Source organism: Bacillus sp. BPN334 (assembly GCF_008368885.1).
Classification (GTDB): domain Bacteria; phylum Bacillota; class Bacilli; order Bacillales; family Bacillaceae_G; genus Bacillus_A; species Bacillus_A wiedmannii.
In genome coordinates this window covers 165,555-184,775 of record NZ_QOZW01000005.1, presented here as the reverse complement: position 1 = coordinate 184,775, position 19,221 = coordinate 165,555, and the positions used below count along the sequence as shown (strand labels likewise).

General features: G+C 36.2%; 18 protein-coding genes and 1 other annotated feature. Of the genes, 12 read left to right on the top strand and 6 right to left on the bottom strand.

What is annotated here, in order from left to right:
* Positions 1–18: 18 nt before the first annotated feature.
* The 3 genes from fabF to DN393_RS05165 all read left to right on the top strand — a co-directional run bounded on the left by fabF (position 19) and on the right by DN393_RS05165 (position 3,041).
* Positions 19–1,257: a beta-ketoacyl-ACP synthase II gene (gene fabF / locus DN393_RS05175; protein ID WP_000412643.1), complete on the top strand. Its 1,239-nt coding sequence runs from the start codon at positions 19–21 to the stop codon at positions 1,255–1,257.
* Positions 1,258–1,363: 106 nt separating this feature from the next.
* On the top strand, positions 1,364–2,152 hold the full coding sequence (locus tag DN393_RS05170; RefSeq protein WP_064476818.1) for a DUF2268 domain-containing putative Zn-dependent protease: 789 nt from the start codon (positions 1,364–1,366) through the stop codon (positions 2,150–2,152).
* Positions 2,153–2,294: 142 nt separating this feature from the next.
* On the top strand, positions 2,295–3,041 hold the full coding sequence (locus DN393_RS05165) for a YjbA family protein (RefSeq protein ID WP_000966116.1): 747 nt from the start codon (positions 2,295–2,297) through the stop codon (positions 3,039–3,041).
* Here the strand turns inward: DN393_RS05165 and DN393_RS31885 are convergent.
* The 3 genes from DN393_RS31885 to DN393_RS05155 form a co-directional block, all read right to left on the bottom strand.
* The gene (locus DN393_RS31885) at positions 3,038–3,172 is read right to left on the bottom strand and encodes a hypothetical protein (RefSeq protein ID WP_255295184.1); all 135 of its coding nucleotides are present in this window, start codon (positions 3,170–3,172) and stop codon (positions 3,038–3,040) included. The genes DN393_RS05165 and DN393_RS31885 overlap by 4 nt on opposite strands.
* A gap of 74 nt (positions 3,173–3,246) precedes the next feature.
* A complete protein-coding gene (gene trpS / locus DN393_RS05160) occupies positions 3,247–4,236 on the bottom strand; it encodes a tryptophan--tRNA ligase (protein ID WP_098850104.1) in 990 nt (329 codons plus the stop codon).
* Positions 4,237–4,310: 74 nt separating this feature from the next.
* Positions 4,311–4,527: a binding site (T-box leader), on the bottom strand.
* A gap of 105 nt (positions 4,528–4,632) precedes the next feature.
* The gene (locus DN393_RS05155) at positions 4,633–5,013 is read right to left on the bottom strand and encodes a DUF3899 domain-containing protein (protein ID WP_001044992.1); all 381 of its coding nucleotides are present in this window, start codon (positions 5,011–5,013) and stop codon (positions 4,633–4,635) included.
* Positions 5,014–5,332: 319 nt separating this feature from the next.
* On the opposite strand from DN393_RS05155, the gene DN393_RS05145 reads away from it, so the two are divergent.
* The 5 genes from DN393_RS05145 (at position 5,333) to DN393_RS05125 (ending at position 11,024) form a co-directional block, all read left to right on the top strand.
* Positions 5,333–6,964, top strand: coding sequence for a peptide ABC transporter substrate-binding protein (locus DN393_RS05145; protein WP_064476817.1), 1,632 nt, complete (start codon positions 5,333–5,335; stop codon positions 6,962–6,964).
* Positions 6,965–7,091: 127 nt separating this feature from the next.
* Positions 7,092–8,021, top strand: a complete 930-nt coding sequence (gene opp3b, locus DN393_RS05140) for an oligopeptide ABC transporter permease (protein WP_063224613.1) — start codon at positions 7,092–7,094, stop codon at positions 8,019–8,021.
* Positions 8,018–9,034, top strand: a complete 1,017-nt coding sequence (gene opp3C, locus DN393_RS05135) for an oligopeptide ABC transporter permease (RefSeq protein WP_064476816.1) — start codon at positions 8,018–8,020, stop codon at positions 9,032–9,034. Before opp3b ends, opp3C begins: the two co-directional genes overlap by 4 nt.
* 18 nt (positions 9,035–9,052) lie before the next feature.
* The gene (locus DN393_RS05130) at positions 9,053–10,096 is read left to right on the top strand and encodes an ABC transporter ATP-binding protein (RefSeq protein WP_000854348.1); all 1,044 of its coding nucleotides are present in this window, start codon (positions 9,053–9,055) and stop codon (positions 10,094–10,096) included.
* On the top strand, positions 10,089–11,024 hold the full coding sequence (locus DN393_RS05125) for an ABC transporter ATP-binding protein (RefSeq protein WP_064476815.1): 936 nt from the start codon (positions 10,089–10,091) through the stop codon (positions 11,022–11,024). The genes DN393_RS05130 and DN393_RS05125 overlap by 8 nt, the downstream gene beginning before the upstream one ends.
* Before the next feature lie 146 nt (positions 11,025–11,170).
* Here the strand turns inward: DN393_RS05125 and DN393_RS05120 are convergent, their stop codons facing one another.
* Positions 11,171–12,565: an MATE family efflux transporter gene (locus tag DN393_RS05120; RefSeq protein ID WP_098103598.1), complete on the bottom strand. Its 1,395-nt coding sequence runs from the start codon at positions 12,563–12,565 to the stop codon at positions 11,171–11,173.
* Between the two features lie 405 nt (positions 12,566–12,970).
* On the opposite strand from DN393_RS05120, the gene DN393_RS05115 reads away from it, so the two are divergent.
* Positions 12,971–14,617, top strand: coding sequence for a peptide ABC transporter substrate-binding protein (locus DN393_RS05115; protein WP_088048326.1), 1,647 nt, complete (start codon positions 12,971–12,973; stop codon positions 14,615–14,617).
* Positions 14,618–14,645: 28 nt separating this feature from the next.
* On the opposite strand, the gene DN393_RS05110 is transcribed toward DN393_RS05115, so the two are convergent.
* A complete protein-coding gene (locus tag DN393_RS05110) occupies positions 14,646–14,849 on the bottom strand; it encodes a hypothetical protein (protein ID WP_000559978.1) in 204 nt (67 codons plus the stop codon).
* 594 nt (positions 14,850–15,443) lie between these two features.
* On the opposite strand from DN393_RS05110, the gene spx reads away from it, so the two are divergent.
* Positions 15,444–15,839, top strand: coding sequence for a transcriptional regulator Spx (spx, locus tag DN393_RS05105; RefSeq protein WP_000258267.1), 396 nt, complete (start codon positions 15,444–15,446; stop codon positions 15,837–15,839).
* Between the two features lie 49 nt (positions 15,840–15,888).
* On the opposite strand, the gene DN393_RS05100 is transcribed toward spx, so the two are convergent.
* Positions 15,889–16,563, bottom strand: coding sequence for a TerC family protein (locus tag DN393_RS05100; protein ID WP_000362605.1), 675 nt, complete (start codon positions 16,561–16,563; stop codon positions 15,889–15,891).
* 340 nt (positions 16,564–16,903) lie between these two features.
* Between DN393_RS05100 and mecA the strand changes: the two genes are divergently transcribed.
* On the top strand, positions 16,904–17,587 hold the full coding sequence (mecA, locus tag DN393_RS05095; RefSeq protein WP_000350712.1) for an adaptor protein MecA: 684 nt from the start codon (positions 16,904–16,906) through the stop codon (positions 17,585–17,587).
* A gap of 72 nt (positions 17,588–17,659) precedes the next feature.
* Positions 17,660–19,204: a cardiolipin synthase gene (locus DN393_RS05090; protein ID WP_000799207.1), complete on the top strand. Its 1,545-nt coding sequence runs from the start codon at positions 17,660–17,662 to the stop codon at positions 19,202–19,204.
* Positions 19,205–19,221 lie beyond the last annotated feature (17 nt).

Sequence of the window (19,221 nt, the reverse complement as noted above, 5' to 3'; positions counted from 1 at the left end):
AAAAGGAGTGTATTTTGTATGGAGAAAAAGAGGGTCGTAATTACAGGACTAGGAGCTGTTACACCGATCGGAACAGATGTTGAAACAGCGTGGGAAAACATTAAAAAGGGTGTATCTGGAATCGGACGACTTACAAGAATTGATCCGGAACTATTTCCAGCAAAAGTAGCAGCAGAAATTAACGACTTTGAAGTCGAGAAATATATTGATAAAAAAGAAGCGCGCCGTATGGATCGCTTTACACAATATGCAGTAGCAGCAGCGAAAATGGCAGTTGCAGATGCAAAGCTTGAAATTACAGAAGAAAACGGACCTCGAATTGGTGTATGGATTGGTTCTGGTATTGGCGGTATGGAAACATACGAAGAACAATTTAAGATTTTTACTGAGAAAGGTCCGCGCCGCGTGAGTCCATTCTTCGTACCGATGATGATTCCAGATATGGCAGCAGGTCAAGTATCGATCGCAACAGGAGCAAAAGGAATTAACACTTGCTCTGTAACAGCTTGTGCATCTGGTGCAAACTCAATTGGTGATGCATTTAAAGCAATTCAGCGTGGTGATGCTGATGCAATGATAACAGGTGGAGCTGAAGCGCCGTTAACAAGTATGGCATTTGCAGGATTTAGTTCAGCGAAAGCATTAACATTTAATGAAGATCCAGCAACAGCTTGCCGTCCATTTGATAAAAACCGTAGCGGTTTCGTAATGGGTGAAGGTTCAGGTATTTTAATTCTTGAAGAATTAGAGCATGCATTAGCTCGTGGTGCTCACATTTATGCGGAAATCGCTGGTTACGGTGCAACTGGTGATGCATTCCATATTACAATGCCGGCTCCTGGTGGTGAAGGCGGCGTGCGTGCAATGCGTCAAGCTTTAGCAGATGCAGGTCTACAGCCAGAAGATATTGATTACATTAATGCGCACGGTACAAGTACGGATGCGAATGAAAAGTATGAAACGATGGCAATTAAAGAAACGTTCGGTGAGCATGCGTACAAAGTAGCAATTAGCTCAACGAAATCAATGACAGGTCACTTATTAGGAGCAGCTGGTGCTGTTGAAGCGATCTTCTCAATTAAATCAATTACAGACGGAGTAATCCCTCCAACAATTAACTATGAAACACCAGATCCAGAATGTGACTTAGATTACGTACCAAATAAAGCGAGACAACAAGAAGTAAATGCAGTATTAAGTAACTCACTAGGATTCGGTGGTCATAACGCAGTATTAGTATTTAAATCGTATAAATAATAGATGAAATAAGGAGTTTTTTCGTAGCATATTACGAAAAAACTCCTTATTTATTTTTACGCCTTTTTCTCCTTTTGCATATACATAAGAAAAAGGAGGGATAAAGATGGGGATTATTGAAACTGCTGAGTGGTTACATCTATATTATGGACGGCCAGAAAAGCTGTGTGAAAAGTTTACGAAGTATATCCCGTTGCCAAAAGAAAGGTTGTATCGCTTTTTAATTTCTAAAGGTATGTACCGCCCAGTTATACGAGGAGAACAAGAAGTTAAAGAGTTAGAGAAAAAGGAAGTTTGGAAAGAGTTACGTACGGAGTATGAGAAACTGAAAACCTGGTTAAACGGTCCAGATGTCCCTGTCTTTATTTTATTATCAGATTCCTATAATCGAACTGTACAAGAAGAGTATAACGGTAGGGCTGGATTATCTATGCGTCACGTTATTTTCTTATTCGTATGTGGACGGAATTCGGTGGAAGAATTAAAGGTGTTATTGGCGCATGAATATCATCACATATGCAGGTTACATCAAATTGAGACGAAAGAAACAGAATATACATTACTTGATACGATGATTATGGAAGGGCTAGCTGAGCAAGCGGTAACGGAAAGATATTCAGAAAAAAACAATGCACCGTGGACGATGTATCTTTCAAAAGAAGAGGCTATTTATTATTGGAAAAATGTTGTACATGAAAGAATAAGTATAAAACGAGGAACAAGGGAGCACGACATCTTATTAAATGGATTTCACTCTTATCCAAAGATGCTTGGCTATGCGCTTGGATTTCATATTGTTAAAGATTGTGTAACATTGGAAGGAGAAGATACACTTTCTTTATTATCTATAGATGCAAAAGAAATATTGAATAAAGCAAATACATTTCATATATAAAAAACAGGAGCTCTATTTCCTGTTTTTTTAGTATTAATAGAAGAAAAAATAATAATTAGAATATATTTCCTTAGGTGGAATAAAGTTAAGAAAAATTGAACATAATGATTGATACAAACAGTAGTGAAGTGAGGGGTAGTGAATGTTATATCTACATGATGTATGGGTAAATTGGTTTGAAGGTGAAGAGAATGGGTATAACGTTTGTCATTTTTACGAATGGCGGAAAGATGATACGATTGAGCTATTAGATCAAGTGCCATTATTAAAAGTAGATGCCACATTATATCATTACATCGAGGACGAATTGTTAGAGCTTCCGCAAAAATTGTTGGAAGACGTACATCATAAGGCATATATTCGTAAAAATCATGAACGTTTGCAGCAAGAGTATTGCTTTGTTGTTACAGATGGAAAAGGAATTATTGCGATTGACACAATTGGTTACAATGTACCAATTCGAAAGAGCAGACTTATACCGCGCCAAGAGCAGATGGTATATGAGATGGTAGAAAACGTACAAGCAGAAAAGTATGAGTTCCAAGTAGAAGAAATGGAAAAAGAACATCATATTTTATCACCATCACCTTTCATTATGAATGGCTTAACTCGTAAAGAAAGACAGCTTAAACAATTATTATTTATGGCGTTAGATCAATTACATACAACGAAAAACACAGCAGAAATTCGCTATTGGTTCACAGAGTGGGATCCATCAGCATACGGAATGGTTCAACATATGGAATTTGAAGATATTTGGGCTAAACTGTATGATGAAGCGAAAACAGGCTGGTCTGAGAAGCACGAACAATTATGCGAGCGTCTCGTAAAAGGACAGCCATTTTTTGAAAAGTTATGGGAAATGGAAAACGAGCAAAAGGTAAATTAAAAAACCGCCAATTGGCGGTTTTTTAATTTGTTGTAACTTAGATCCAGCGAACATTCTGAACGAGCTGCCTCCGCTTTTGGTAGTAATCCAGCTCCGGCTCCTAGCCCTTCGCGTCTAAGAACCTTCCCCACGAGAAGGTAAAAAGCACCTTCTGTGGGAAAGAACCTTAGCCTTCAGGGATAAACAGTCGCCTCCGCTTTATACATTACCTACGTTTTCTACTTAACCCCATTGCATTTTCTACTTTGCGTAGTTGTTTGAATGCAACACGGTTTGCTTTTTCTGCACCTTTGTCTAGAATTTCGTCTAGTTCGGGTGAGTTGATTAGTTCGTTATATTTGTCTTGAATTGGACGAATTGCTTCTACGACTACTTGTGCTAGGTCGCCTTTGAAGTCTCCGTATCCTTTTCCTTCATACATTGCTTCTATTTCTTTAACTGTTTTTCCAGAGAATGAAGAGTAGATTGTTAATAAGTTAGAGATTCCAGGTTTGTTTTCTTTATCAAATTTCACGATACCTTCAGAATCAGTTACAGCACTTTTAATTTTCTTTTCAATTGTTTTTGGTTCATCAAGCATACTGATCATTGCCTTTGGATTCGGATCAGATTTACTCATTTTTTTCGTAGGTTCTGTTAATGACATAACGCGAGCTCCTACTTTTGGAATACGAATTTCAGGAACAGTGAACACTTCACGGAAGCGTTTGTTGAAACGCTCTGCTAGATCGCGTGTTAATTCCATATGTTGCTTTTGATCATCACCAACAGGTACGATTTCAGTGTTGTAAAGTAAAATATCAGCAGCCATTAATGGTGGATACGTTAGTAATCCAGCTGGAACTGAATCTCTACCAGAAGATTTATCTTTATATTGCGTCATACGCTCTAATTCTCCAACGTAAGCAACTGATTGCATAATCCATCCTAGTTGAGCGTGTGCTGGTACTTCTGATTGTACAAATAAAGTAGCTTTTTCAGGATCGATGCCGCATGCTACATAAAGTGCAGCAAGACTGCGAATGTTTTTACGAAGTTGTACGGGATCTTGAGGTACTGTAATCGCATGTTGATTTACAATACAGAAATAACAGTCGTGTTCATTTTGAAGCTCTGTAAATTGCTTCATAGCTCCTAAATAGTTTCCAAGTGTAATCGTTCCACTCGGCTGAATACCAGAAAAGATAACTGACATAAGTAATTCCTCCTAAATTTGAATGCGTGATGGGGAAGAGAAGGCAAACAAAAAAGCCCATTCATCCCAAAAACTATAGGGACGAATGGACCGCGGTACCACCCTAATTATTTCACTACTGTGAAATCTCTCTAATCCATAATAACGTTTGGATATAACGCCAAAGCCTACTACTTTCGGTTCGGTTTGGTGCTCAAAAGCCCATTCCATACTGCGCAATTACTTGTTCACACCAGCCACAAGCTCTCTGAAATTGCCTCAATATGTACTCTTCTTTATCATCGCATACATATAAATGTATTTATTGTTACCTAAGCTCCTTTAATATGAAAGAACTAAAGTTTTATAACAAAATGTTTTGCTGATTATTATATCATATGGGATAGTGTTTGCAAACTACATCAAAATAGTAAAGCTAATGAGGGTCGAGAACAACCCAAGAACGATACCGGTAATGCAAATTGGATACGTCCATTTGAATGAATATGTTTTATAAATACGTTCTTTCTTATCGACAGGTTCCTCTACTTCTTCAATTAAAGACTCAATTTTTTTGTTCGTACCAAATACTCTTTGGAAGGCGTAAATTGTTACGTTAAAAAATCCATTTTGAAATATGAATAAAAAACCGCCTATAAGAATAAAAAATAGTGCGACATAAAACGATATATTGACAAAATTCAACAAAAATTGCGATGAAACGAGGAATGCGCCAATACTAGAAGCAATTATCGCTATGAAAATTAGTATACAAGTATGAAAAAAAACTTTATTCAAAATGTTCCCCTCCGTCAAAATATTACTAGAATTATTATACTATAAAAGCTATAATATGTACTAGAATTAATTTTTTGAAAATTATACGCAATTAAAGGTCTGATTTCAAGATGATGGTAGCAATGTTAACGTATCCCTTTACAAAAAAATAAAAAAATAAACATTTTATTAAAAATTTTAACAAAAAAACAAAAAACTATATTCACAATTGTTATATTATATGTATAATGAAAATTGTAGAAACTTGGAGATTATTCTTTCAATTCTACATTTTTACAAGTGAGGGTACAGGAAGTGCAATTAGGGGAGGCAACACAACATGAAGAAAAAGATACCGTTATTACTTGCATCGACGTTGACTGTCAGTATGTTAGGAGCTTGTAGTTACCAAAAAGAGGATAATAAAGCAGGCGCAAAAGAAAAATCCTCAAACAAGCAAGTTTTAAATCTAACCGAGACAGCTGAAATCCCAACTATGGATACGACGTTATCAACAGATGCAACATCTTCTAACATCATGAATAATACAATGGAAGGATTATATCGTCTGGGTAAAGACGATAAGCTTGTTCCAGGTGTCGCTAAATCTTATGAGAAATCAGAGGATGGCAAAAAGTATGTATTTAAGTTACGTGAAGATGCGAAATGGTCTAATGGTGAACCTGTAACAGCAAAAGACTTCGTTTATTCTTGGCGAAGAGCTGTAGATTCAAACACGGGTGCCAAGTTTGCTTACATACTATTTGATGTTAAAAATGCGGAGAAAGTTAACAAAAAAGAATTACCAGTTGAAGAACTTGGTGTAAAGGCAATTGATGATCATACACTTGAAGTGGAATTAGATAACCCTGTTCCTTATTTTGTAAGTTTAACAGTCTATCCAACATTGTATCCTTTGAATGAGAAGTTTGTAACAGAACAAGGAGCAAAATTTGGATTAGAATCCAATACGACACTTTATAATGGTCCATTCGTATTAAATGAATGGAAGCATGAACAAAGTTTCCAACTTAAGAAAAATCCAACGTATTGGGAAAATAAAGAAGTAAAACTTGAGGAAATAAACTTCAATATTGTTAAGGATCGTTCAACTGCTATAAATTTATATGAAACGAAAGCGATTGATCGTGTCGTGTTAACATCAGAGTTTGTAGATAAATACAAATCAGATGCTGACTTTAAAACGATTAAGAGACCATCTACACAATTTATTCGCTTAAATGAAAAGAATAAATTTTTAGCAAATAAAAATATCCGAAAAGCAATTGCAATGTCCTTTGAACGTGAAAATATCGGAAAAGTGATCTTAAACGATGGTTCAGAGGGGATATATGGTTTTGTTCCGAAAGGCTTAGCAAAAGGTCCGAATGGAAAAGACTTCCGTGAAGAGAACGGAAAGCTTATAAAAGAGGATACTAAAGAAGCTCAAAAATACTGGGAAACTGGTAAAAAAGAACTTGGTGTAGACAAAGTAGAGTTAGAGCTATTAAACTTTGATACTGATGATGCTAAAAAAATTGGAGAGTATTTAAAAGGCCAATTTGAAAAGAACTTACCAGGTTTAACAGTTTCAACAAAAATGCAGCCATTTGCACAAAAATTAAAACTTGAAGCAAGTGGAGATTACGCAATGTCATACGCGGGATGGAGTCCAGATTATATGGATCCAATGTCATTCCTTGAAATGTATACGACAGGTAATGCGCAAAACAAAGTAAATTACGCAAATGCAGCGTATGATGATTTAATTAAAAAAGCGAAAACAGAAGTTGATGTACAAGTTCGCTGGGATGCATTATTACAAGCAGAAAAACAACTGCTTGAAGATGCAGCGATTGCTCCAGTATATCAACCAGGAAAAGCTTATTTACAACGTGGCTCAATTACTGGCATATTAGAACATAAATATGGCGGAGAATTTAGCTATAAGTGGGTTGAACTCAAAAACTAAAAATGGTTTCCATCATGAATAAGGGTATATGCCTATGATGGGCATATGCTCTTATTTTAAAAAAATAAAAGTAAGAATATTTTAAACTATCTTATTGCTTTTGAGAAAAACGGGGAGGTGCTTGACTATGGGACGTTATGTATTAAAACGTTTCGTGTACATGGCTTTGACATTATTTTTAATTACTACACTGACTTTCTTTTTGATGAAATTACTTCCGGGTTCTCCGCTTAAAAACCAGGAGAAACTATCACCGGCACAAAAAGAAATCATTCTTGAAAAATATGGTTTAAATGATCCAGTACCAGTTCAATATGCACGTTACTTAGGTAACTTAGCAAAAGGTGATTTAGGGGTATCATTCCAATATGATAACCGTCCAGTAACAGATATGATTGTGGATCGTATTGGACCATCAGCGCAACTTGGTTTACAAGCGATTATATTAGGAACATTTATCGGTTTAATTTTAGGAATCATTGCGGCACTTCGTAACAACACGTGGGTCGATTATGGGGCGACAATTATTTCCGTACTCGGGATGTCGGTACCATCGTTCGTATTTGCTGCATTACTACAATATTTCGTAGGGGTAAAACTCGGATGGTTCCCAGTAGCATTCTGGAAAGGACCAGAGTTTACAGTAATGCCTACAATCGCTTTATCGATGGCAGTTATCGCAACAATCGCACGTTTTGCTCGTGCAGAGTTAATTGAAGTTATGCAAGCTGACTACATTTTAACAGCGAAAGCGAAAGGGATTAGCCAAGGCGTTATCATTATTAAACACGCGCTTCGTAACGCATTAATTCCAGTTGTAACAATTCTAGGACCAATGGTTGCAGGATTAATTACAGGGACATTAGTTATTGAGCAAATATATGCTGTACCAGGACTGGGGGAACAGTTCGTTAAATCTATTACAGTGAATGACTATACAGTTATTATGGGAACTACAATTTTCTATAGTGCGATTTTCATCTTAGTTATTTTCATTGTTGATATTTTATACGGAATTATTGATCCTCGTATTCGTTTAGCGGGAGGGAAAAAATGATGAAAGATGTACAAAAATTATCTCCAGATTTATTTCAACAAGCCAATCAAAATAATGTTGATAATGAAGTCATTGCCCGTCCAAGCTTAACGTTTTGGCAAGATGTAAGAAGACGTTTGTTCCAACATAAAGGGGCAATGTTCGGTTTCATTTTATTAGCGTTTATTATATTACTAGCAGTTTTAGGACCGATGGTAAGTAAGCATTCTTATAAAGAACAAGACTTAGGTCGTGCGAAATTACCACCGAAAATTCCTGTTATTGAAAATGTTCATTGGCTACCATTTGACGGTACAGATCAATATGGTGTTGACCAATATGAAAAACGTGACATTAAAGAGTATTTCTGGTTTGGTACAGATGATCTTGGACGTGATTTATGGACAAGAACATGGGAAGGTACACGCGTATCGTTATATATCGCTCTTTTAGCAGCGGCGATTGACTTAGTAATTGGGGTTGCTTATGGAGGTATTTCAGCGTTCTATGGCGGTAGAGTAGATAATATTATGCAACGTATTATGGAGATTATTAACGGTATTCCATACTTAATCATCGTTATTTTAATGGTAATCATTATGGGATCTGGTATATGGTCAATTACACTAGCAATGGCGATTACAGGTTGGATAGGGATGTCGCGTATCGTTCGTGGACAAATCCTGAAATTAAAAAATCAAGAATATGTATTAGCATCTCGTACATTAGGTGCAACAAACACACAATTAATTGTAAAACACTTAATCCCGAACGTAATGGGACCAATTATCGTAATGACAATGTTTACAATTCCAACAGCAGTGTTTGGTGAGGCGTTCTTAAGCTTCATCGGTTTAGGTATTCAGCCACCATTCGCATCACTTGGTTCTCTTGTAAACGATGGCTATAAATCAATTCAAACGTATCCACATATGATGTTCATCCCAGCGGTTGTCATCAGTATGTTAATCTTAGCATTCAACTTAATGGCAGACGGATTACGCGACGCGTTAGATCCAAAAATGCGTAAGTAAAAGAGGGGAGAAGTAAAAATGAAAACATTGCTAGAGGTAAAAGATTTGCAAGTCTCCTTTGATACACATGCAGGTGAAGTACAAGCTGTACGCGGTGTTACTTTTGATTTGAAAAAAGGAGAAACATTAGCGATTGTAGGAGAATCTGGTTCTGGTAAATCAGTTACTTCTAAAGCTTTAATGGGATTAATTCCGAATCCTCCAGGACGTATTAAAAACGGTGAAATCGTATTTGAAGGTCGTGACTTAACGAAATTAACAGAAAAAGAAATGCAACAAGTGCGCGGGAAAGATATCGCGATGATTTTCCAAGATCCAATGACATCATTAAACCCAACGATGACAATTGGAAATCAAATTATGGAAGGCCTTATTAAACACCAAGGGATGAGTAAAGCAGATGCACGTAAAGTTGCGTTAGAATTAATCGACCTTGTAGGTATTCCAAATCCAGAAGCGCGCTTAAAACAATATCCTCACCAATTCTCAGGTGGTATGAGACAGCGTGTAGTTATTGCGATGGCGTTAGCTTGTAACCCAAAATTATTAATTGCCGATGAGCCGACAACAGCGCTAGACGTTACAATTCAGGCGCAAATTTTAGAGCTTATGAAAGACATTCAGCAAAAAACAGAAGCGGCAATCATTTTCATTACGCATGACTTAGGTGTAGTGGCAAACGTTGCGGACCGCGTAGCAGTTATGTACGCTGGTAAAGTTGTTGAAATTGGAACGGTTGATGAAATTTTCTACAATCCAAAACATCCGTACACTTGGGGCTTAATCGCATCTATGCCAAGTTTAGATGGTTCAGAAGAAGAGTTATATGCAATCCCTGGAACGCCTCCAGATTTATTAAAGCCGCCAAAGGGAGATGCTTTTGCACCACGTAACCCACAGGCACTGAAAATTGATTTTGAAATGGACCCACCTTTATTTAAAGTAAGTGATACACACTATGCGGCAACTTGGTTACTTCACGAGCAAGCTCCAGAAGTAAGACCGCCGGCAGTTGTTGAAAAACGCATTCTTCAAATGAAAGCAGGTGAACAACATGACTAAACAACGTGAGAAATTAATTGAAGTAAAAAATGTAAAGCAGCACTTCGACGTGAGTGGTGGTGTTGTCAAAGCGGTTAATGATATTTCATTTGATATTTATCGCGGAGAAACATTTGGTCTTGTAGGAGAATCAGGTTGTGGTAAATCAACAACTGGAAGAACGATTATTCGTTTATATGATGCAACTGCTGGTGAAGTGTTGTTCGATGGTGAAAATGTACATGGTAAAAAATCTCGCGCAGAGCTGAAGAAGTTCAACCGTAAAATGCAAATGATTTTCCAAGATCCATATGCATCATTAAACCCTCGTATGACAGTAGGGGATATTATTGCAGAAGGTATTGATATTCACGGACTAGCAAAAGGCAAAAAAGAGCGTATGGACCGTGTTCATGAATTATTAAACACAGTTGGTTTAAATAAAGAGCACGCAAACCGTTTCCCGCATGAATTCTCAGGTGGACAACGTCAACGTATCGGTATTGCTCGTGCACTTGCTGTAGAACCTGAATTTATCATTGCCGATGAGCCAATCTCAGCACTTGACGTATCAATCCAGGCGCAAGTTGTAAACTTACTGAAAAAGTTACAAAAGGAAAAAGGTTTAACATACTTATTCATTGCCCATGATTTATCAATGGTAAAATACATTAGTGATCGCATCGGCGTAATGTACCGTGGTCAAATCGTTGAGCTAACAACAAGTGAAGAGTTATATGCGAATCCAATTCATCCATATACGAAATCACTATTATCAGCAATTCCGCTTCCAGATCCAGATTATGAGCGCAATCGTAAACGTATCGTATACGATCCATCACAACATGATTATGGTAGTGAAGCACCAACAATGCGTGAAATTCGCCCAGGACATTTCGTATTATGTTCTGAAGCAGAGTATAAGAAATATAAAGAGATTTATCAATAATAAAAAAGCCAATCTTCCGTTACGGAAGATTGGCTTTTTTTCTACTATATAATAGATTTGTCAACATTTCTTGGTAAGTCGATATATTTAAAGAATCGCAGATATAAGTTTCCTTTACCAATGAATACACCTTAATTAAAGGAGTATTACTGTGCCTGAACAGAAACACTCTCCTCTTGTTCTGCAGGTTTAACGAGTGCATAACGTTCCCACGCTCTACTTTTCCAGCGGAAGAACATAATGATGGCACGTGTCCATTCATCGATAGCAATCGCTAGCCAAATACCAACGAGCCCCATATCTAAATGGAAGGCGAAAAAGTAACCGAGTGGCAAACTCATTAATACCATAGAGAATGCACCGATTAAAACAGGGTACTTTGCATCACCAGCTGCACGAAGTGAATTGATGATGACAATGTTCATTGTACGCCCTGTTTCTAGTAGGACACTTAGTAAAAGAACTGACGCACCTAATGTAATAATGTGCGGATTATCTGTAAATAGCCCCATTAATTGTGTGCGGAATGTAATAACGAGAGCGACCATACATAAAGTGACGCCAATAGCCCATTTCACACTTTTCCATACGCGTTCATACGCTTCATCTTTTTCGCCACCGCCAACGAGGCGTCCGATAATAATGGCTGTTCCCATACCGATCGCAATAGCAAATAAATAAGTGAACATAGAAATGTTCGTAGCGTATTGTCTAGCCGCTAATGATTCCGTTCCTAAGTATGTTGCATAGTATAAGAAGACAATTTGGCAAGCTTGATACATAACCTGCTCAAATGCAGATGGAATCCCGATCTTTAAAATTTTCCCGATGTATTCTTTAGATAAGGTGAAGTAATATTGTAATTTCACACGGTATTCCATAACGCGGTACAGTAACCAGAAGAAAACGATAAGTGCGATTAATCTGCTGACAGCAGAAGAAATGGCAGCCCCTTGTACACCGAGCTCTGGGAAACCAAATTTCCCAAAAATGAGTACGTAGTTTCCAGCGATATGAATAATATTCATTCCAAGTGAAATAAACATCGCTTGCTTTGTGAAGCCATGTACGCGGATAATTGCGGCTAATGAATTAATAATAGCTTGAAGGAAAATAGCGCCTCCGACGATGGATAAATAGCCTTGCGCATACATGAGTACATCGCCTTGTAAGTTCATTGCCATCATCATATGTTTTGAAAATAATAGAAAACCAGCGCTTATAATGAGTCCGACCACTAAATTTAATGTGACGGCTAAAGCTGATATTTTTGATGCTTCCATAAAACGTTTGGAACCGAGGTATTGAGATACGACGATAGCTGCGCCGTTCCCGATGACTTCAAGTACCAAAATAGCGATATGGAGGTATTGATTCGCTGCACCAACCCCGGATACAGCATCGTCTGATAATGCACTTAACATGAAAGTATCAGCGATCCCCATTAACATAAATAGAAAAACTTCTAGAAAAATAGGCCATGTTAATAAGAATAAACTTAATTTCTCTGTCGGCCCGTTTTTTGCTTGAATTGCTGTCATGTCCCGTCCCCTCTTTACCGATATCTATTTTTAGCAAAGTGTATCGTAACATACTTTCTTATCCTTTGCACTCATTTTAACCTACATATCTTTAATATGAAGGTAGCACTATTTTATGATAAAAAGAGGGGGATAATTATGCGTAAAGTATTATAAGATATAAATTATATTTTTCTCTGATAATTTAGAAAAATATAAAAATAGTTATTTTTAACACTTAAGTAAGGAAAAACGGCAATATAAAACGTTTACAAAGGTTTATTTTTTAACAGAAAATTTTAATGAAATAGAAATATAAATATACAAAAAATATATTTGTGTGTATAATATGAATTATTAGAACATATATATATTTCTTTTTGTTTGAAAATGAAAGGGCTAACATTTTTTGTGGAGGGTGGAAGTATGAAAAAAAAGATGCCAGTTTTTGTAGTATCAACAGTAGCGATGAGCATGATGTTAGGGGCATGTAGCTACCAAAAAGATGAGCCGCAAGCGAACGCAAAAGGGGATAGCGGGAAAAGCGGTGCAAAGCAAGTTATTAACTTAATTGAAACACAAGAAATTCCAACGATGGATCCAGCGTTATCAGCTGATGCAGTTTCTTCAAGAGTAATGACTAATACGATGGAAGGCTTATACAGTTTAGGAAAAGATGATAAGCTAGTTCCTGGTGTAGCGAAGGAATTCCAAAAGTCAGAAGACGGTAAAAAATATACATTTAAATTACGTGAAGACGCAAAATGGTCAAATGGTGAACCTGTGACGGCGAAGGATTTCGTATACGCATGGCAAAGAGCGATTAACCCAGATACAGCTGCGAAATCAGCGTACATTATGTATGATATAAAAAATGCAGAGAAAATTAATAAAAAAGAGATGAGTCCAGATCAATTAGGCGTAAAAGCGATTGATGATCATACATTAGAAGTGGAATTAGACAATTCAATTCCATACCTTGTAGATTTAATGGTATATCCAATCTTCTATCCTGTGAATGAAAAGTTTGTGAAAGAGCAAGGTACGAAGTTTGGTTTGGAAGCGAATACAACACTTTATAACGGGCCATTTACATTAAGTGATTGGCAACATGAACGTAGCTTTAAAATGACAAAGAGCGCGTCATATTGGGACAATAAAGAAGTGAAGATTGAGGAAGTAAACTTTAATATTGTAAAAGATACGTCTACGCCAATTAATTTATATGAAACAAACGCAGTCGATCGAGCGACGTTATTAGCAGAGTTCATCGATAAATATAAAGGAAAACCAGATTTCCAAACGGTAGAAGATACATCTGTATTCTTCCTTCGTTTAAATCAAAAAGACCCAGCTTTAGCAAATAAAAATATTCGTAAAGCAATTTCACTTGCTTTTGAACGTAAGCCGTTCGTTGATACATTATTAAATAACGGTTCTAAGCCAGCAACAGGATTAATTCCTGATAACTTCATTAAAGGGCCAGATAAGAAAGACTTCCGTGCTGTAAATGGAGATATTGTAAAACCAAACGTGAAAGAAGCGAAGAAATATTGGGAAGCTGGTAAAAAAGAGCTTGGTAAAAATGAAATCGAATTAGAGTTATTAAATGAAGATGTTGAATTATCGAAGAAAACAGGTGAATATTTAAAAGGTGAATTAGAAAAGAATTTACCAGGTTTAACAGTGAAAATTAAACAACAACCATTTGCGCAAAAACTAAAACTAGAAGATGCGGGCGATTATGTGATGTCATTCTCTGGATGGAGTGCAGACTTCCCAGATCCAGTTACATACCTTGATATGTTCGTAACGGACGGATCACAAAATAAAATGAAATACTCTAATCCGAAATATGATGAAATTATCATGAAAGCGAAGAAAGATGGAAGTGATGTAAATGCTCGTTGGAAAAACTTACTGGAAGCAGAGAAAATGTTACTTGATGATGCTGCGATTGTTCCAGTATATCAACGTGGTAGAGCATACTTACAAAGAGAATCAATTAAAAATATGTACAACCATAAATATGGCGGCGATTTAAGCTTTAAATGGGCGTCAGTAGAGAAATAAGAAAAAAGCAGGTGATTACCTGCTTTTTTTAATACGTACGTTTCTTATAAATACCTTTCCCCCCAACTTGGTTCCAGCCGGATTGTACATCCAAACTTTTATTAACAAACTTCATCTTTTCTTTTCCGCCAAAGAGTTTTTCACCAATGCTATTTGTAATGACACCAATCAATGCTGTGATTCCGATGATGAGGGCAGCAACGGTGACAAAATCAATAAAAAAAGCAATCATTTGAAAATTCCCCCTTTGCCTGTCTGTATGTTTATTGTATGAGATAAAAGATAAAAAAGAAAGAAATGTCAGAAAAATAATTGATTTATTTTAGAAATCGTATAGACATGGATGAGGATGTTTGTTAAAATAAGAACAAGTGTTCCTTTTGATTCTCACTTGTATAGTCTTACATATCTTAATTGATTTATCAAGAAAAGGTAAGAAAACGTTCTCTTTTTCATAGAGAAGATTATGGGGAAATAACTGTATATCACATGAAAAATCTATGACAAGCCAGTATTAAGAGGGTTGAAGGTTATTGTTCAAGTACAGCTGAAGTTAGTGTAATTATGTTACATAGCAGTGGAATACACGGATGAGTTTTCTCAATTAGAAGGAAATTTACTGTATATTTCTTGCAAAATCTATTGTATAATGATTATAGAAGTTACTTATTAAAAGTAATTGTTGTTTGCTAAAAGTTGTTGCTTACATGAAATGCGATTTTTTGCACTTTGTTATAAGACAAGGTATTGTAAAAAATTGCTGAATTTAGAAATTTAAACTGTAATTAGTACAGAATTTGTACTCTTTAAGGAGAGTGAGCTTTGTATGGTAACATTATATAGTTCTCCAAGCTGTACGTCTTGTAGAAAGGCGAAATTATGGCTAGAGGAAAATCATATTCCTTATACAGAACGTAATATTTTCTCAGATCCATTAACGATTGAGGAAATTAAAGAGATTTTACGTATGACAGAAAGCGGAACGGATGAGATTATTTCTACTCGTTCAAAAGTTTTCCAAGAATTAAATGTAAATTTAGAGTCTTTACCACTTCAAGATTTATATAAGATGATTCGTGACTATCCAGGGATTTTACGTCGTCCAATTATGATTGACGAGAAACGCCTTCAAGTAGGTTACAATGAAGACGAAATCCGCCGTTTCTTACCACGTACAGTAAGAACGTTCCAATTACGTGAAGCACAGCGTCTTGTAAATTAATTATAATAATATGAAAACCTTCTACCTATTATATAGTAGAAGGTTTTTTTTAATGTTTCACGTTTCGTAATCGAACTTGTTGCACGATAATACCGATGCATAGAACAGTGAAAATGAATAAGAAAGGCATGCTTGTGGTGAAATTTGGATTATTATGAAAGAACGTTGCAAGCCTGTCTTCATGTGTAACCATTTTTCCTGCTGTATAGGCGAGAATCGCTGCTCCGCAATAAATGAGGAATGGAAAGCGTTCCATAAGTATTAAAATAAGTTTGCTACCCCAAATAATAATCGGGATAGAAATGAGTAAGCCGATTATTACGAGTAAAAATCTTCCGTGAGCTGCACCTGCAATGGCAATAACGTTATCAAACCCCATAACGAGATCCGCGAATACAATTGTACGCACAGCTTGAAATAAAGTTGTTTTCCCCTGAATAGCAGAAAGATCGTTGCTATTATCAGTTAGTAAATTCACTGCAATTAATGTAAGTAAAACGCCCCCGATAAGTTGTAGAAATGGAATGTCGAGTAAATAGACAGCTAGTATAGTAAGGATAATTCTTAGTACGATTGCTAAAAGAGTACCAATCAAAATGGCTTTATTTCGTTTCGATTCAGGTAAATTTCGGCTAGCTAGTGCGATGACGATTGCGTTGTCACCACCTAATACAACATCGATACCGACAATCATTAGTACAGATGTTAAAAACTCTAAGTCCATTCGTCTGCCTCCATTTATGAAGTTTTAATAAGCGAACTGTATGTATGTGGTGAAGAGAGACTAAATAATCTTCTCTAATAAAAGTTTCACTTTATTACAGTGTACGGGGGAGGGGGGAAATGTATGTCCAAATTTTTCATAAGTGAGAAATCGCTATAATGATATATTTGTGTAGGTGGTCGAATGAAGATAGGCATATAACTATTTTTGTAAAATAAATCGATTTTATTTCCATTCTGGAGAATCTTATCATAAAATGAGAGTACAAGAATCTATTGATTTGTCATATGAGTGGGGAATCCCTTCATAACAATTCTAAGCAGGAAGGGAGAGTTGTATTTTGGATATTGAAAGAATTAATGACCATACGATGAAATTTTTTATTACGTACATTGATATAGAGGATAGAGGGTTTAATCGTGAAGAAATTTGGTATGACCGCGAACGAAGTGAAGAGCTCTTTTGGGAGATGATGGACGAAGCTCGTGATCATGATGATTTCTTTATTGATGGACCGTTATGGATTCAAGTGCAAGCAGTCGATAAAGGGATTGAAGTACTTGTAACGAAAGCAGAGCTTTCAAAGGATGGACAAAAGCTAGAACTACCAATAGGTGTAGATAAAATTATAGACATTCCTCTAGATGAAGGCATTGAATCATTATTCCAGCAAGAATTAGTGGAAGAGGTAGAAGAACAAGCAGGAACAAACTTTAACGAAGATGGTACGTTTGGCTTTTTAATTAAGTTTAATGATTTTGAAGATGTCATTTCATTAAGCCACCGTCTTATCTTTGAAGATATAAAAGATGAGCTGTATTCATTTGAGAACCGCTATTATGTATATGTGGAATTCGATGAAGTGCTACATGATGAAGAAGAAATTGATCGTATTTTAAGTATTGTTTTAGAATACGGAGAAGAATCAACTTTAACAATTCATCGTGTAAGTGAGTATGGGAAACAAATTGTGAAAGAGCGTGCGCTTGAAACAATTCGCAATAATTTTCCTGCTAAAACGTAGGCCGATTTCTGTAGTATGAAATCGGCTTTTTATATGAAGAATAGGAAAGCTTTCTTAGTAAGGAGGTAAGAGATGAAAAATACATTAAAGTTGATTTTCTTTGTTCTACTATTGTTCGCATTATTTGTTTCGTTACGTATGTTTATTGATGTAGCATTTTATTCGGATGTAATTGGGATAAAAGATGTTTCGATTTTAGGTATTATTAGTATTTTATTTACGGTGTCTGCATTTTTAATTGGCTGCGTTATTTTCTTAGAGAACCGTCATCCGTCTAAAACACTTACATGGCTCATTGTGTTAGGTATTTTTCCGGTATTTGGATTCTTCGCTTATTTATTATTTGGACAGAACTTTCGGAGGAAGAGAATGTTCCAAAAGAAGGCGTTGCTCGATGAACAAGCATTTTTACAATATAAGGGGCATGAAGATTACGAAGAACGGATTTTGCGCAATCATAAGCATCAAGAGCTGTTATTTCGTTTAGCGGACCGCTTAGGCGCTTTAAATATTTCATTTCAAACTGAAACGAGAACATTAACAAATGGAGATGAAACGTTTCAGGCCATTTTAGATGGATTAAAACGAGCGAAACACCACATTCATATGGAATATTACATTGTGCGTGATGATAAGCTTGGAACAGAAATTAAAGATATTTTAATACAGAAATCAAAAGAAGGTGTTGTCGTTCGTTTTTTATATGATGCGGTTGGAAGTTTTAGATTATCGAATTCATATATTGAAGAATTGAATGATGCAGGAGTAGAAATGATTCCGTTTTTCCCTGTGCGCTTTCCGATTTTAAACGATAAGATTAATTATCGAAACCACCGGAAAATCGTTATTATTGATGGAAACGAAGGGTTTGTCGGTGGATTAAATATTGGTGATGAATATTTAGGAAAGGATAAATATTTCGGTTTTTGGCGAGACACGCATTTATATTTGCGTGGTGAAGCTGTTCAAAGCTTGCAACTTATTTTCCTTCAAGATTGGTTTTATATGACTGGTGAGGCTGTGCTGGCCCCTGAATATTTACAAGCGAAAGCAGTTGAGGGTGATCATTGGGGAGGCGTACAGCTCGTTGCAGGTGGACCAGATAATAAATGGGAAACAATTAAACATTTATACTTTGCCATGATTGCTTCTGCGCGGAAATCCATTTGGATTGCGACGCCGTATTTCATTCCGGATGATGATATTTTATCCGCATTAAAGGTAGCGGCACTTGCTGGTATTGATGTCCGTTTGTTAATGCCAAGTAAGCCTGATAAGCGCACCGTCTTTTACGCATCGAGATCGTACTTCCCAGAGCTTTTAGATGCAGGGGTAAAGATATATGAATACGAAAAAGGTTTTCTCCATAGTAAAGTTGTCATTGTGGATTCTGATTTAGCTTCAATTGGGACTGCTAATATGGATATGAGAAGTTTTCATTTGAACTTTGAAGTAAATGCCTTTTTATATGATACAGACAGCATTCGAAAACTTGTTCAAGATTATAAAGAGGATATAGAAGAATCAAGTGAAATTCATGTCGATCGTTTTCATAAAAGGCGTCTTCATAGACGAATTGTTGAATCGACGTATCGATTATTATCACCTTTATTATAAAAAGAGATGTCCGAAAT

Bases quoted from the DNA above. Each gene is read 5' to 3' on its own strand.
- DN393_RS05145 (WP_064476817.1), top strand. From the start codon at position 5,333: ATGAAGAAAAAGATACCGTTATTACTTGCATCGACGTTGACTGTCAGT.
- DN393_RS05090 (WP_000799207.1), top strand. From the start codon at position 17,660: ATGAAAAATACATTAAAGTTGATTTTCTTTGTTCTACTATTGTTCGCA.
- spx (WP_000258267.1), top strand. From the start codon at position 15,444: ATGGTAACATTATATAGTTCTCCAAGCTGTACGTCTTGTAGAAAGGCG.
- DN393_RS05120 (WP_098103598.1), bottom strand. From the start codon at position 12,565: ATGACAGCAATTCAAGCAAAAAACGGGCCGACAGAGAAATTAAGTTTA.
- trpS (WP_098850104.1), bottom strand. From the start codon at position 4,236: ATGTCAGTTATCTTTTCTGGTATTCAGCCGAGTGGAACGATTACACTT.
- DN393_RS05110 (WP_000559978.1), bottom strand. From the start codon at position 14,849: ATGATTGCTTTTTTTATTGATTTTGTCACCGTTGCTGCCCTCATCATC.
- DN393_RS05170 (WP_064476818.1), top strand. From the start codon at position 1,364: ATGGGGATTATTGAAACTGCTGAGTGGTTACATCTATATTATGGACGG.
- DN393_RS05115 (WP_088048326.1), top strand. From the start codon at position 12,971: ATGAAAAAAAAGATGCCAGTTTTTGTAGTATCAACAGTAGCGATGAGC.
- DN393_RS05165 (WP_000966116.1), top strand. From the start codon at position 2,295: ATGTTATATCTACATGATGTATGGGTAAATTGGTTTGAAGGTGAAGAG.
- DN393_RS05100 (WP_000362605.1), bottom strand. From the start codon at position 16,563: ATGGACTTAGAGTTTTTAACATCTGTACTAATGATTGTCGGTATCGAT.
- DN393_RS05130 (WP_000854348.1), top strand. From the start codon at position 9,053: ATGAAAACATTGCTAGAGGTAAAAGATTTGCAAGTCTCCTTTGATACA.
- fabF (WP_000412643.1), top strand. From the start codon at position 19: ATGGAGAAAAAGAGGGTCGTAATTACAGGACTAGGAGCTGTTACACCG.
- opp3b (WP_063224613.1), top strand. From the start codon at position 7,092: ATGGGACGTTATGTATTAAAACGTTTCGTGTACATGGCTTTGACATTA.
- DN393_RS05125 (WP_064476815.1), top strand. From the start codon at position 10,089: ATGACTAAACAACGTGAGAAATTAATTGAAGTAAAAAATGTAAAGCAG.
- opp3C (WP_064476816.1), top strand. From the start codon at position 8,018: ATGATGAAAGATGTACAAAAATTATCTCCAGATTTATTTCAACAAGCC.